The organism is Methyloversatilis sp. NSM2 (assembly GCF_038066675.1).
Classification (GTDB): Bacteria; Pseudomonadota; Gammaproteobacteria; order Burkholderiales; family Rhodocyclaceae; genus Methyloversatilis; species Methyloversatilis discipulorum_A.
Window position 1 is genome coordinate 276,581 of sequence record NZ_JBBUKV010000006.1, and the last position, 13,442, is coordinate 290,022.

The following is a 13,442-nucleotide window of genomic DNA, read 5'->3' on the forward strand; positions in this document are numbered from 1 at the left end:
ATGCGGGTCATTGCGCGCGCTAATCGGTGACTGCGCAGGCGCCGGCTGGGCTACTGTAAGGGCATCGACTTACCGCACGGCGGCTCGCTATGCACCTGTTCCGCGCCCTCGCCATACAGCTCGTGTCCTGGATCGTTGCCGTGTTCGCGCTGCGCTACACGGTGACGCCGCCGGCCGGCATCGGTGCCATCGTCGTCATGCAGGCGGGCATCGCCGCCGCCTTCGCGCTGACCCTGAAGGCACCGCGCTGGTGGGTGGTGATCCACCTGCTGTTCTCGCCGCTGGTCGTCGGCGCCCGCATGCTGGACATCGCACCTGCCTGGTATCTGTTCGCCTTTCTGCTGCTGTCGGCGGTGTTCTGGTCCACCTTCCGCAGCCGCGTGCCACTGTTCCTGACCAACCAGGCGACAGCCCGAGCGCTGCTGCAGGCACTGCCGCAGGAACGCGCCATCCATCTGGTCGATCTCGGCTGCGGTACCGGCGAACTGCTGCGCCGGCTCGCCATGTCGCGCCCGGACTGTCGCTTCACCGGCATCGAGAACGCGCCGCTGCCCTGGCTGGTCGCCCGCTGGCGCAACCGCCACCTGCCCAATGTGACGATACGCCGTGACGACCTGTGGTCGGTGCCGCTCGGCCAGTTCGACGTCGTCTATGCCTTCCTGTCGCCGGTGCCTATGCCCAGGCTGGGTCGCAAGGCGGCACTGGAAATGAAGGCGGATGGGCAGCTGATTGCCAACAGCTTCGAAATTCCTGGCATGGCGGCGGACCGCGTCATCGACGGCGACCCGGCCGCGCGTGCGCTATATGTGTACACATTTGCCGGACGACGCGGCAAGAATGGCCGCCCGGTCGCGGAAATGGAACCGGTTTCGGCTGCAGTTCCCGCCGATGGCGCACGCCTGATCGCGGAATAATCCTTGCTCGAACCCCGGTAGGTGGAGAACACGAAATGGCTGAAATCATCTGCGTGATCGGCAACAAGGGCGGCACCGGCAAGACCACGCTTTCGCACATGCTATGTCAGGGTCTGGGGCTGCTGAACCAGCGCTCGGTCTGCGTGCTGACCGACATCGGTCGCGAACCGCTGGACCCCGAAGGCCGCCGCTACCTCACCGCTGACGCGCGTTCGCGCGATGCGCTGGCCAAGGTGGTGGACAAGATACGCGGCCTGAACAAGTGGATAGGCGTGATCGACGGCGGCGCCAACCGCAGCGAAATGGACCGCCACCTGTACGGCCTCGCCCACCTGGTGCTGCTGCCCTTCCGCGATTCGCACGAAGACATCCGCACCGTGCAGCAGGATCTGGAAACCTTCCCGCGCGCACTGGCCATTCCGACCCAGTGGCCGACCAACCCGTGGGCGCGCGAAGCGGCCGACAAGCTGATCGAAAGCCAGCTCGGCCAGTACCGCACGCGCATCCTGGAACCGGTGTTCGCGATCTCGTCGTCGAAGCAGCTGCTGCAGAAACGCATCCCGGACAGCCTGCCGTCACCGCTGGCCAACGCCTGTCGCCGTGTCGCCGCACCGGTGCTGGACATCCTGCGCATCGACCACGAAGAGGTGGACATCGACGCCGAGGACGCGATGGAACACGCCCTGCCGGCCCAGTCACGGAGCGGCGTCGAAGCGACGATGGGCAGCACCACCACGCACTGAGCCGGGCGCTGCGGGACGCGCCTCGCGTGCGTCCCGCGCTCAGCCCTCGCGGCGCGTACCGCGCTGTGCCAGCGCGATCAGCACCTGCGCACGTGAGGTCACCTTCATCGCCTTGAAGATGCGCGTCACGTGCACCTTGACCGTACCTTCGGCCAGGCCGAGCGACTCGGCGATCTCGCGATTGGAACGCCCCTCGGCCAACAGGTGCAGCACCCGCGTCTGCGCCTGCGTGAGCCCGTAGTCGTCGGCCGGACTCGGGCGTATCGTCGCCGACGTGCGTCCGGCCCGTGCGTTGGGTGGGCGACGCTCGGGCGGGGTATAGAGGCCGCCGTCGAGCACCAGACGCACCGCCTGCACCAGCTGGTCGCCGGAATCGCCTTTCGATACGAAGCCCGAGGCGCCCTGGCGCATCGCGCGCGACACCGTCGCCTTGTCGCTCAGCGCGGACACCACCACCACCGGCAGCGACGGATCGCGCTCGCGCAGCGTGGCGAGCAGAGAAAAGCCGTTCATGCCGGGCAGCATCAGGTCGGTCAGCACCAGATCGACCTCGGCACCGCCGTCGATCACGGCCAGCGCCTGCGCCGCGTCGGACGCCTCGATCACGCACCACTCCGCACCCAGCCGCGCCAGCGTCTGGGCCATGCCTTCGCGCACCAGCGCATGATCTTCGACGATGAGCAGACAGCCCAAACAGAACCTCCCGATGACGTGTCGATGTGCTCCGCCTCGGCACGGTGTGAGCCGGAGGCGGGCCGCCTCAGTGTAATTGCGCACCCTCCCGGTGCAGTTCATCCAAGCGGCCTACGACTAAAGTAATAATACAGGTCCCGAGTTGCGCTACTTTCCGCCATCATTGACGTCTCCGATGCGCGAAGGACTTTCAGGCGCTGACGACGTGATGGCCCCGGACACCCATGAAGATACTGATCGTTGACGATCACCCGCTGATACGCGAAGCGCTGCGCCACGTGCTGCCGGGCCTTGCGGCCGACATCCGTCTGTACGACGCGCCCGATTGCGAAGGCGGTCTGCGGCTGGCCGACGAGCACCCCGATCTCGACCTCGCCCTGCTCGATCTGACGCTGCCAGGCTGTCGCGGCATGAGCGCGCTGCAGACCTTCCGCGGCGCACATCCGGCGCTGCCCATCGTCGTGCTGTCGGGTTTCGACGACTCGGACACCGTTCTGGCGGCGCTCGACGAGGGCGCGATGGGCTTCATTCCGAAATCGAGCACCAACGAAGTGCTGCTCGGCGCGCTGCGACTGGTGCTGTCGGGCGGCGTCTACGTGCCGCGGCAGGCCATCGTCGGCGAACTTGGCCTCGGCGCGCCGCGTCAGGAAGAGACACCGCGACGGCCGCAGACCGCGTCCGACATCGGCCTGACCGAGCGTCAGGCGGAAGTGCTGACGCTGATGGTGCAGGGCAAGCCGAACAAGGAAATCTGCCGCGAGCTGAATCTGGCCGAAGGCACGGTCAAGGTGCATATCACCGCCATCCTGAAGGCGCTCGGCGCCAGCAACCGCACGCAGGCGGTGCTGGCAGCCAGCCGCATCGGACTGAAGCTCGGAACACCGGGCTCGACGCCATGAGCCAGATGACGCCTCCGGTCGTGCTGTCCGAAGACACGACCATCGAGTCGCTGACGCGCGAGCGCGGCGACGCGGCGGCCCGGCTGGAGCCGGGCGAACAGGCCCAGCTCGACCGCCAGGTCGTGGCAACACAGATCCAGATGCTGTACGCGAACCTGGGCACTGCCTTCGGTGGCCAGATCCTCGGCACCCTGCTGGTCGCCTGGACGGTGTACGACACCTTCCCGCTATGGACGGTCGCACTGTGGTTCGTGCTGTCGATGGCCAACCAGGTGTCGCGTCTGGTACTGCTGCGCCAGTACAGGCGTGCCGCACCCGACGCCGCCAGCGCGCCGCGCTGGGGCACCTACTGGCTGATCGGCGCCGCCATTTCCGGCGTGCTCTGGAGTTCGACGCTGTGGCTGTTCTTCAGCCCGGAAGCGCCGGAACAGCAGATCGTGCTGATGTCGCTGCTGGTGTCGGTGTGCGGCGTGGCCGCCGCGCTCACCTCGATGCACCTGCCGAGCTACTACACCTTCCTCGGCGCCACGCTGCTGCCGGTGATCGCGCGCTACATCTGGGAAGGCAGCCGGCACGACCTGCTGGTGGCCTTCATCGTGTCGGTGCTGATGATCGCGCTGTGGCGGGTGGGCAAGAACTTCAATGCGCTGATCGAGCGTGCGCTGCGCAGCCGCTATGCCAACGAGGTGCTGAGCCGTCGGCTGGAATCGCAGAATGTGGAGCTTTCGGAAGCACGCGACCGCGCCGACCAGGCCAGCCGCGCCAAGAGCCAGTTCTTTGCCGCCGCCAGCCACGACCTGCGGCAGCCGCTGCACGCGATGGGGCTGTTCGCCGCCGCATTGTCGGCCAAGGCGCATGAACCGGAGGTAGCCAATCTGGTCACCAGCATCAGCAGTTCGGTCGAGGCGCTGGAGGGCCTGTTCAACGAGCTGCTCGACATTTCGAAGATCGACGCCGGCAAGGTGAAGCCGGAAATCACCGATGTGTCGGTCAGCGCCCTGTTCGACCGGCTGCGCATGGATTTCGAACCGGAAGCCTTCGATCGCGGACTCGCCTTCCGCATCCGCTCGCGTGCCGCCTGGGTGCGCAGCGACCCGGTGCTGCTCGAACGCATCCTGCGCAACCTCATCTCGAACGCGATGCGCTACACGCCGGCGGGCGGCGTGCTGGTCAGCACGCGGGTACGTCGCAACGGGCTGCGTTTCGAGGTGTGGGACACCGGCATGGGCATCGCAGCGGACGACCAGAGTCGCATCTTCGAGGAGTTCGTGCAGCTGGCCAATGCCGAACGCGACCGGCGCAAGGGCCTGGGGCTCGGCCTGTCCATCGTGCAGAGGCTGTCGGCGCTGCTGTCGCACCCGGTCAGCCTGGCGTCGCGGCCGGGTCGGGGTACCGTGTTCCGCATCGACGTACCGATGGGCCGTGCGCCGGTGGTACGCGCCACCGCAGTGCGCACCGAACGCAGCCAGGCCGACCTCGGCGGCCGTTGCATCCTGGTCATCGACGACGAAGCGAGCATCGTCAATGGCATGGCCGCGCTGCTCGGCAGCTGGGGCGCGCAGACGCTGATCGCCAGCAAGCATGAGGAAGCGATGAACAGCGTGACCGAACGCGGCGCGCCGCCCGACCTCATCATCGCCGACTACCAGTTGCGCGACGGCGAAGTCGGGCCGGACGTGGTGGCGGCGGTGCGCCGGCACTTCGGCGTCGACATTCCGGCCATCCTGGTCACCGGCAGCGCCACGCCGGAGCGCCTGGAAGAGGCGAAGGACCTCGGCCACCACCTGCTGCTCAAGCCGGTCATGCCGGCCAAGCTGCGCACGCTGATCCAGTTCAAGCTGAAGGAGCAGGTCGCTTCGGCTTAAGCCGAACGGACGATTGCCGCTGCCGGCGCCACTGCACAAGAATGAAGGCGTTGTGCACGTTGTGTCTCCCTTCACGCGGCCCGCTGTGGCCGCGTTTTCTTTTGTGTCCCCCGGCGAGGCACGGCGCGCTATGCTTGGCGCACACAGATCGACACAGGTGATGCCATGGCCAGCGACTCCTCACAGTACGACCCGATGGAATTCCTGCGTTCCGTATGGGGACAGATGCCCTTCCCGGTACCCGGTTTCGTCACGCCGACGCTTGACGTCGGCGAGCTGGACAAGCGCATTACCGACCTGAAGGCGGTCGAAGGCTGGCTACGGATGAACCTGAGCATGCTGCAGACCAGCATCCAGGGTCTGGAGGTACAGCGCGCGACGCTGGCCACCATGCAGGCCATGGCGGCCAGCGCCACCGGCGCGGCAGCCACTGGCGCTGCGCACGCGCAGGACCCGGCACAGAACCCGATGCAGGCATTCGGCAATGCGGCCATGTGGCCGTGGACGCTGATGCAGAACGCGGGTGCCGCCCATCCGTCGTCGACCGCACCGGGCGACGACACGTCGCCGCCCGCCGGCGGAGGCTGAGGTACTGCGGATGGCCCGATTCGCCGCCAGTTCGGCCTTCCACGAAGACTGGCCGGTCGCGATGGACCTGGCACTGTCGGCGCTCGACATGCCTGAGGACGCCAACCTCGGCTTCGTGTACTTCGCCGATCACTACGGCGGCGACCTGCAGGAAATGTTCGAGCGCCTGACCCGGCTCACCGGCATCGAGAACTGGGTCGGCACCAGTTCGGTCGGCGTGATCGGCCGCGCCATCGCGGCGCAGGACCAACCCGGCCTGTCGCTGCTGGTGGGCAGTCTGCCGGAGGGCAGCTTCCGCGTGTTCTCAGGCCGCGAGCGCCTGCCCAACGCGCTTGGTACCGATGCCGCACCCGAGCAGCCCTACTTCGCAGTAGTGCACGCCGATCCGGCAACGCCGGACATGGCCGATCTGGTCGCCGACATGGCCACCAAGGTGTCGAGCGGCTTCGTCACCGGCGGACTCGCGCTGGCGCGCGGACAGGCACCGATGATCGCCAACGGCGCGCTGCGCGGCGGCATCAGCGGCGTCGCCTTCAACGAGCAGGTTTCCATCATGACGCGCCTGACGCAGGGCTGCTGCGCGGTGGGCGAAACCCATGTCGTCACGGCCTGCGACCAGAACGTCATCACCGAAATCAACGGCCGCCCGGCGCTGGACGCCTTCCTCGAAGCGGCCGGCACCTCACTCGGCCAGGACCTGCGGCGCGCGGCGCGCTACATCCTGCCGGGACTGGGCGTGACCGGGCGCGACGACGCCGAATTCCGCGTGCGCAACGTGATCGGCCTCGACCCCGGCAACGGCCTGATCGCCATCAACGACACGGTCGAGGTCGGACAACGGCTGCGCTTCTACCGGCGCGACGCCGACTGCGCCCGCGCCGACATGCAGCGCATGCTGAATGACCTGCGCGCGACGCTGGAGCAGCCGCCGCTCGCCGCGCTCTACATCTCCTGTGCGGCGCGCGGAGCGCACATGTTCGGCGACGACAACACCGAACCGGAAATGCTGGAGGAAGCCTTTCCTGGCCTGCCGGTCGCAGGCTTCTTCGCCGGCGGCGAAATTTCGCACGATCAGTTGTACGGCTATACCGGCGTGCTGACGCTCTTCCTCTAACCACCCCATGCCTCGCCCGCGGCCCGATCTCCTCTCCCTGCCGGAAGTCGCCGGCGGCGGTCTGCTCGATCGCCGTCTCTTCCTGCGTCGCGGGCTGGCGCTGGCAACGGCCGCGGCGGCTGTCGACACGCAGGCCGCTGACGAACTGCCTTGGTTGCACACCCCGGGCGCGCCTTTCACGCCCTACGGCCAACCATCGCCGCACGAGCGCCTGACGGCGCGACGCATCGGAGCCAATCGGGCGGTGGCCGGCAACGGCGTGTCCTTCACGCCACTGGAGGAACTCGAAGGCATCATCACGCCGAACGGACTGCATTTCGAGCGGCATCACAACGGTGTGCCGCAGATCGACCCGGCGCGCCACAGACTTGTCGTGCACGGTATCGTGCGCCAGCCGCTGAGCTTCGACGTGAAATCGCTGCTGCGCTACCCGATGCGTTCGCAGATGCTGTTCATCGAGTGCGGCGGCAACAGCAACGCCGGCTGGCATGGCGAACCGATACAGCGATCAGCCGGTTCAGTGCACGGGCTGCTGTCCTGCGCCGAATGGACCGGCGTGCCGCTGTCCATACTGCTCGACGAAGCGGGTGTGGACGTCGGCGCGTCGTGGGTGATCGCCGAAGGTGCCGACGCGGGAGCGATGAACATGAGCATCCCGCTGGCCAAGATGCGCGACGACTGCCTGATCGGGCTGTACCAGAACGGGGAACGGCTGCGCCCGGAGAACGGCTACCCGATGCGCCTCATCGTGCCCGGCTGGGAAGGCGTGCTGCACGTGAAGTGGCTGCAGCGGCTCGAAGTGACGGACCAGCCGGTGATGTCGCGCAACGAAACGTCGAAGTACACCGAGTTGCAGCCATCGGGCAAGGCGCGTCAGTTCACCTTCACGATGGACTGCAAGTCGCTGATCACGTCTCCGTCGCACGGCCAGACGCTGCCGCGCCCCGACGTCTATCAGCTGAGCGGTCTGGCGTGGAGCGGGCACGGGCGCATCCGGCGGGTCGAGGTTTCGGCGGATGGCGGCAAGAGCTGGGCCGACGCCGCGCTCGAGTCGCCGGCGCTTCCCCGCTGCCTGACTCGTTTCCGCATACCGTGGCGATGGGACGGCAAGCCCGCCGTGCTGAAGAGCCGGGCCACCGATGAGCGCGGCAATCTGCAGCCGGAACGCGCGGCATTGGTCGCCGAGCGTGGGCGCGCCGGCTACTTCCACTACAACGCAATCGTTGCCTGGGCAGTCGAGGACGATGGGCTGGTTACGCACACCTACTGAAGGCGTGGCAGCGCTGCTGTCGTCGCTGCTGCTCAGTGCCTGCGCGGCGGCGCCAGGTGCGGTCGAGGCGCCACGACTCGGGCAGGCCGTCGATCAAGTCGCGCTCGCCCGGCAACAACTGAACGTATTCCCGGACGGTCGCGGCCTTCCCCCCGGTCGCGGCACGGCAAGCGAGGGCGCCGCGCTGTTTGCCCGCCACTGCGCGGCCTGCCACGGCAAGGACGCCCGCGGCGGCAGCGCCGAGGAACTGGCGGGCGCGACGCGCCCGCTGAACACACCGGCGGCCGACAAGACGGTAGGCAGCTACTGGCCCTACGCGACGACACTGTTCGACTTCATCCGTCGCGCCAAACCGATGGCTGCCCCCGGCACGCTGAACGCGGACGAGGTGTATGCGCTCAGCGCCTGGCTGCTGCACATCAACGGCGTGATCGCCGCTGACGCCGTCATGGACGCGCGCAGTCTGCCAGCTGTGCGGATGCCGAACCGCGACGGCTTCATCCGCATCGAGGCGAACTGAAGTGCGCGCGGCGCCCTTGCCGCGCCGATCAGCGCACGCGGGCGCGCATGGCCATGCCGCCCAGCAGCAGTGCGGCCAGCGCCAGGCTGGTTCTTGATTCCGAGGGATTTTCGAACAGGTGCGCCAGCGGATAGGCGGAGCGCGCATTTTCCCGGCACGCCTCCGCGGCCAGCGGATCCTGGCTGCTTGCACGGCAATCGGGTGCTGCCGACCAGACAGTCAGCGGTTGTGTCAGCGCGCAGGCGACAATGAAAAGGAGTGGTCGAATGTTGCAACGCATGATGCCCTCCCTGCTTCAATAACGAAGTCAGTGATGCACTATGCAATATCCAGACCAACAGAGAGTTGAACACAAGCCATTGTTTTTATTCAAATCTGATAGCCACCCCATGGTCAGCGCTGCGTCAGATCGGGGCACAAAGACGACAAGGCACTATTGCAGTGCAATATGTCATTGTTCGAAGCCCGAGATCAACTCGACCAGCGAGTCGCCGTAGCGCTCGACCTTGCGTGCGCCGAAGCCCGGTATGTCGGTCAGGTCATCGAGATCCGCCGGGCGCTTGCGTGCCAGCTCGATCAGCGTGCTGTCGTGCAGGATGACGTAGGCCGGAACTGACTGGGTTTTCGCTTCGTCCAGCCGCCAGGCTTTCAGCGCTGCCAGCAGATTGGCGTCAACCCCGTCCATCGACACCGGAGTGACGCTGCGCGTGCGCCGCGCCACCGAGTCACGAGCCTTCTCGGCGATGCGGCGCATCATCACCGGCTGTTCGCCGCGCAGCACCGGACGGGCGGCTTCGGTCAGCACCAGTGCGCCATAGGATTCGTGATCGACGCGGGCCAGCCCGAGCGCGACCAGCTGGCGGAATACACCGCGCCACAGGTTGTCGTCCTCGGCTTTGCCGACGCCATGCACGCTCAACTTGTCATGCCCCCACTGGCGGATGCGCTCGGTGTCCTTGCCACGCAGCACGTCGATCAGGTGGGTGACGCCGAAGCGATTGCCGGTGCGGTAGATTGCGGACAGCGCCTTCTGTGTGGCGACCGTCGCGTCCCAGGTTTCCGGCGGCGTAAGGCAGTTGTCGCAGTTGCCGCAGGGCTGCCCCTGCTCGCCGAAGTAAGCGAGCAGATGCACGCGCCGGCACTGAGCGGTTTCGCACAAGCTGAGCAGCGCGTCGAGCTTGCTGCTGGAGATGCGACGGAAGGCTTCGCTGCCCTCTGACTGGTCGATGAAGCGGCGCTGCTGCACGACGTCGGCCAGACCGTAGGCCATCCACGCGTCGGCGGCACCGCCGTCGCGTCCGGCGCGCCCGGTCTCCTGGTAATAGCCCTCGATCGAACGCGGCAGATCGAGGTGGGCGACGAAGCGCACGTCCGGCTTGTCTATGCCCATGCCGAAGGCGATGGTGGCAACGACCACGATGCCCTCCTCACGCTGGAAGCGGGCCTGATGCGCAGCACGCGTCGCCGCGTCCATGCCTGCATGATAGGGAAGTGCCTTGATGCCCTGCGCGAGCAACCATTCGGCCGTCTCGTCCACCTTCTTGCGCGACAGGCAATAGACGATGCCAGCTTCATCCGGATGCTCGTTCCGGATGAAGCGCAGCAACTGCTTGCGCGCGTCGTCCTTGTCCACGATGGTGTAGCGGATGTTCGGCCGGTCGAAGCTGGACACGAACACCCGCGCGTCGTGCAGCGCCAGCCGGTCGATGATTTCGGTTCGCGTCGCCGGGTCGGCGGTGGCGGTGAGCGCAATGCGCGGCACGTCCGGGAAGCGCTCGTGCAGCACCGAAAGCTGCAGGTACTCCGGACGGAAGTCGTGGCCCCACTGCGCGACGCAGTGCGCCTCATCAATGGCAAACAACGCCGGCCGGATGTGACTCAGCAGATCGAGGCAGCGAGGGGTGTTGAGCCGCTCGGGGGCGACGTAGAGCAGATCGAGCGTGCCGTCGAGCAGGCTGCGCTCGACTTCACGCACCTGATCGAGATCGAGCGTGGAATTGAGGAAGGCAGCGCGCACGCCCAGCTGGGTCATCGCGGCGACCTGGTCCTGCATCAGCGCGATCAGTGGCGACACGACGACTGCCGTACCGGGGCGCAGCAGCGCCGGCACCTGGTAGCACAGCGACTTGCCACCACCTGTCGGCATCAGCACCAGGGCGTCGCCGCCGGCCGCGACGTGCTCGACGATTTCGCCCTGCGCACCGCGGAAACCGGGATGGCCGAAGACGTCCTTCAGCACTTTCAGTGCATCGTCACGCACGCGGTCGCCCCTGGCCCTTCATGCAAATGGCGTGATGTTATCGCTGTCCGCTGCGGTTACGCGAGAACAGCGCCGGCTGTTGCGGACGTCGCGCTTCGTTGCCGCGCGGCATCACGTTGCCATTGACCTCGCGCGGCGGCTTGGCCGCCGGCTGGATGCGATTGCCGCGATTGTCGTCGTCATCGTCGTGCGTGCGCACCGGGGTGCGGTTGCCGTTGGCGACGTTGCCATTGGCAGTGCCGCTCCTGCCTTGCGGGCGGGCAGGGTTGCCATTGCCACGCGAGATGGGCTTGTTCTGCGGCGCACGCGCCGGCCGATCGCCAGCCGCCCGGGGCTGCTGGCCCTGGCGCGGCTGCTGCCCATTACCGGAGGCGGGTTTGCTGCGCGTTGCACCGTCCGACCGAGCTCCGCGACCTTGCGGACGCGGACCGCGATCCGGCTCCTCGCTGGCGCCGGCGACCGGCACGAAACCATCCGCCGTCACGCGCGGAATCGACTGCCGGGTCACCTTTTCGATGGCCGTCAGCAGCTTCACTTCCTCGCGATCAACCAGCGACACCGCAGCGCCGCTGGCGCCGGCGCGGCCGGTACGGCCGATGCGGTGCACGTAGTCCTCGGGCACGTTCGGCAGTTCGAAATTGACGACATGCGGAAGCTGGTCGATGTCCAGACCACGCGCCGCGATGTCGGTGGCGACCAGCACGCGCAGCGTATTCGCCTTGAAGTCGGCCAGCGCTTTGGTGCGGGCGTTCTGGCTCTTGTTGCCGTGGATGGCGGCGGCGGTGATGCCCTGCTTGTCGAGCTGTTCGGCCAGACGGTTGGCACCATGCTTGGTGCGCGTGAACACCAGTACCTGCGACCACTCGCCCTTGTTGATCAGATGCGCCAGCAGATGACGCTTCTGCTTCTGCTCGACCATATAGACGCCCTGATCGACGCGCTCGGCGGTGGTGTTGCGTGCAGCAACCTCCACCTCGGCCGCGTCGTTCAGCATCCCGTGGGCCAGTTCGCGGATCTCCGGCGAAAAGGTCGCCGAGAACAGCAAGGTCTGGCGCGCCTTCGGCAGCGCCGCGATCACCTTGCGGATGTCACGGATGAAACCCATGTCCAGCATGCGGTCGGCTTCATCGAGCACGAAAATTTCGACGCCCGACAGATCCAGCGTCTTTTCGCCGAGGTGATCGAGCAGACGGCCGGGCGTCGCAACCAGGATGTCGACGCGCTGCTTCAGCGCCTGCAGCTGCGGGTTCATGCCCACGCCGCCGAACATGACCATGGAACGCAGCTTGGCGTGCGCACCATAGGTGCGGACCGATTCCTCGACCTGAGCTGCGAGTTCGCGCGTCGGTGTAAGGACCAGCACGCGTGGCCGTCCCGGCGGAATGCTGGCCGGGCGGTTGATCAAGGTGTGCAGAATGGGAAGGGTGAAACCGGCGGTCTTGCCGGTGCCGGTCTGTGCCGCGGCGAGCAGGTCGCGCCCGGCCATCACGAGCGGAATGGCTTTCTGCTGGATCGGTGTGGGCTGCGTATAGCCTTCTTCGGAAATGGCGCGCAGCAGGGGTTCGGCCAGGCCAAGCCCGGCGAAATCGACTTCAGTGTTCAAACAGTTCTCCAGCGACGGCCCGTCGCTCAAGCTGAGTGACACCAATACAGGCAGACAGGGTGTGGATTCCGGAAGGGAGGCTTATGCCTCCTCTTGTCAGGGAGACAAGGGAACGCGCCTATTGGCACGGCGCAGGCGCAGTGTAGCGGTGTTTGCGCTTGAAGTGTTGCGCTCACTGTTTCAGCAGATGTTCTATCGCACGTGCGGCCAGCGCGAAACCGAAGCCGGCGGTGACGCAGACACTGGAACCGTAACCTGCACAACTCAGCCCTTGTGGTGACGCGTTGGCGTCACATGCCTCGACCGGCGGCTTGCGCATCGGTTCGGCGGAATAGACGGCCTCGATGCCGAAACAGTCCTTGCGCGCGAAGGTCATGCGACCGTTCCTGCGGAGCAAGGCGCGCACGCGTGCGAGCAATGCGTCACCCTGACTCGCACCAAGATCGGCGTGACGGATGCGCGTCGGATCGGTACGCCCGCCTGCAGCGCCGGCCATGAACAGCGCGATGCCTTCTTGATGGCAATGCTCCGCCATCGCCACTTTCGCCGCGGTCTGGTCAGTGCAGTCGATCACCGCATCAGGTCGGGAGGACAGCAAATCGACTACGTTCTCCGGGGTGAGAAAGTCCTCGACGCAGCTCACCGTGGCGTCCGGATTGATCAATGCAATGCGCTGCGCGATGGCATCGACCTTGGCCATGCCGAGGGTGGTCTGGAGTGCCTGCAACTGTCGGTTGATGTTCGACTCGGCGACGTTATCGAGGTCGATGATGTTGATATTTTGTATTGCGTGTCTGGAGATTGCTTCGGCGGCCCATGATCCGACGCCGCCGATGCCGACGATGGTGACGGATGCGTTGCGGAGTTTTGCGTAAGCGCCGTTGCCGTAGAGGCGGTCGATGCCGGAGAAGGCGCGTGGGGTGTTTTGATCGGCCATGGGACGGATTGTGGTCCGGTTTTGGTCGTTTGCGGG

13 protein-coding genes are annotated in these 13,442 nt (G+C 66.6%); 8 read left to right on the forward strand and 5 right to left on the reverse strand.

Going from position 1 to position 13,442, the window contains the following annotated elements; translation table 11 throughout:
* Positions 1–89 precede the first annotated feature (89 nt).
* Together WJU27_RS14935 and WJU27_RS14940 are read left to right on the forward strand one after the other, a co-directional pair.
* Positions 90–914 (forward strand): class I SAM-dependent methyltransferase, encoded by an 825-nt coding sequence (locus WJU27_RS14935; RefSeq protein ID WP_341422566.1) that lies wholly within the window; start codon positions 90–92, stop codon positions 912–914.
* 35 nt (positions 915–949) lie between these two features.
* Complete coding sequence (locus WJU27_RS14940) at positions 950–1,657, forward strand: hypothetical protein (RefSeq protein WP_341422567.1); 708 nt, start codon at positions 950–952, stop codon at positions 1,655–1,657.
* A gap of 39 nt (positions 1,658–1,696) precedes the next feature.
* Here WJU27_RS14940 and WJU27_RS14945 read toward each other — a convergent pair whose 3' ends face one another.
* On the reverse strand, positions 1,697–2,350 hold the full coding sequence (locus tag WJU27_RS14945) for a response regulator (RefSeq protein WP_020166106.1): 654 nt from the start codon (positions 2,348–2,350) through the stop codon (positions 1,697–1,699).
* Between the two features lie 224 nt (positions 2,351–2,574).
* Here WJU27_RS14945 and WJU27_RS14950 point away from each other — a divergent pair, with 224 nt between their 5' ends.
* From WJU27_RS14950 to WJU27_RS14975, 6 genes are all read left to right on the forward strand, one after another.
* Positions 2,575–3,249 (forward strand): response regulator, encoded by a 675-nt coding sequence (locus WJU27_RS14950; RefSeq protein WP_020166107.1) that lies wholly within the window; start codon positions 2,575–2,577, stop codon positions 3,247–3,249.
* Positions 3,246–5,114 (forward strand): ATP-binding response regulator, encoded by a 1,869-nt coding sequence (locus WJU27_RS14955; protein ID WP_341422568.1) that lies wholly within the window; start codon positions 3,246–3,248, stop codon positions 5,112–5,114. The genes WJU27_RS14950 and WJU27_RS14955 overlap by 4 nt, the downstream gene beginning before the upstream one ends.
* Positions 5,115–5,279: 165 nt before the next feature.
* Positions 5,280–5,702, forward strand: a complete 423-nt coding sequence (locus WJU27_RS14960) for a PhaM family polyhydroxyalkanoate granule multifunctional regulatory protein (protein ID WP_029143874.1) — start codon at positions 5,280–5,282, stop codon at positions 5,700–5,702.
* Positions 5,703–5,712: 10 nt separating this feature from the next.
* Positions 5,713–6,816 carry an FIST signal transduction protein gene (locus WJU27_RS14965; protein WP_020166110.1) on the forward strand — a complete coding sequence of 368 codons (1,104 nt, stop codon included), beginning with the start codon at positions 5,713–5,715 and terminating at the stop codon, positions 6,814–6,816.
* A gap of 7 nt (positions 6,817–6,823) precedes the next feature.
* On the forward strand, positions 6,824–8,086 hold the full coding sequence (soxC, locus tag WJU27_RS14970; RefSeq protein WP_341422569.1) for a sulfite dehydrogenase: 1,263 nt from the start codon (positions 6,824–6,826) through the stop codon (positions 8,084–8,086).
* Positions 8,061–8,606, forward strand: a complete 546-nt coding sequence (locus WJU27_RS14975) for a c-type cytochrome (protein WP_341422570.1) — start codon at positions 8,061–8,063, stop codon at positions 8,604–8,606. Before soxC ends, WJU27_RS14975 begins: the two co-directional genes overlap by 26 nt.
* A gap of 28 nt (positions 8,607–8,634) precedes the next feature.
* Here the strand turns inward: WJU27_RS14975 and WJU27_RS14980 are convergent, their stop codons facing one another.
* From WJU27_RS14980 to WJU27_RS14995, 4 genes are all read right to left on the reverse strand, one after another.
* The gene (locus WJU27_RS14980) at positions 8,635–8,886 is read right to left on the reverse strand and encodes a hypothetical protein (protein ID WP_020166113.1); all 252 of its coding nucleotides are present in this window, start codon (positions 8,884–8,886) and stop codon (positions 8,635–8,637) included.
* Between the two features lie 171 nt (positions 8,887–9,057).
* On the reverse strand, positions 9,058–10,866 hold the full coding sequence (gene recQ, locus WJU27_RS14985) for a DNA helicase RecQ (protein ID WP_341422571.1): 1,809 nt from the start codon (positions 10,864–10,866) through the stop codon (positions 9,058–9,060).
* Between the two features lie 37 nt (positions 10,867–10,903).
* Positions 10,904–12,469: a DEAD/DEAH box helicase gene (locus WJU27_RS14990; protein ID WP_341422572.1), complete on the reverse strand. Its 1,566-nt coding sequence runs from the start codon at positions 12,467–12,469 to the stop codon at positions 10,904–10,906.
* Between the two features lie 172 nt (positions 12,470–12,641).
* On the reverse strand, positions 12,642–13,406 hold the full coding sequence (locus WJU27_RS14995; protein ID WP_341422577.1) for a tRNA threonylcarbamoyladenosine dehydratase: 765 nt from the start codon (positions 13,404–13,406) through the stop codon (positions 12,642–12,644).
* Between the last annotated feature and the right edge of the window lie 36 nt (positions 13,407–13,442).

Coding starts and splice junctions, on each gene's coding strand:
- WJU27_RS14980 (WP_020166113.1), bottom strand. CDS start 8,886: ATGCGTTGCAACATTCGACCACTCCTTTTCATTGTCGCCTGCGCGCTG.
- WJU27_RS14960 (WP_029143874.1), top strand. CDS start 5,280: ATGGCCAGCGACTCCTCACAGTACGACCCGATGGAATTCCTGCGTTCC.
- WJU27_RS14975 (WP_341422570.1), top strand. CDS start 8,061: ATGGGCTGGTTACGCACACCTACTGAAGGCGTGGCAGCGCTGCTGTCG.
- WJU27_RS14965 (WP_020166110.1), top strand. CDS start 5,713: ATGGCCCGATTCGCCGCCAGTTCGGCCTTCCACGAAGACTGGCCGGTC.
- WJU27_RS14995 (WP_341422577.1), bottom strand. CDS start 13,406: ATGGCCGATCAAAACACCCCACGCGCCTTCTCCGGCATCGACCGCCTC.
- WJU27_RS14935 (WP_341422566.1), top strand. CDS start 90: ATGCACCTGTTCCGCGCCCTCGCCATACAGCTCGTGTCCTGGATCGTT.
- soxC (WP_341422569.1), top strand. CDS start 6,824: ATGCCTCGCCCGCGGCCCGATCTCCTCTCCCTGCCGGAAGTCGCCGGC.
- WJU27_RS14950 (WP_020166107.1), top strand. CDS start 2,575: ATGAAGATACTGATCGTTGACGATCACCCGCTGATACGCGAAGCGCTG.
- WJU27_RS14955 (WP_341422568.1), top strand. CDS start 3,246: ATGAGCCAGATGACGCCTCCGGTCGTGCTGTCCGAAGACACGACCATC.
- WJU27_RS14940 (WP_341422567.1), top strand. CDS start 950: ATGGCTGAAATCATCTGCGTGATCGGCAACAAGGGCGGCACCGGCAAG.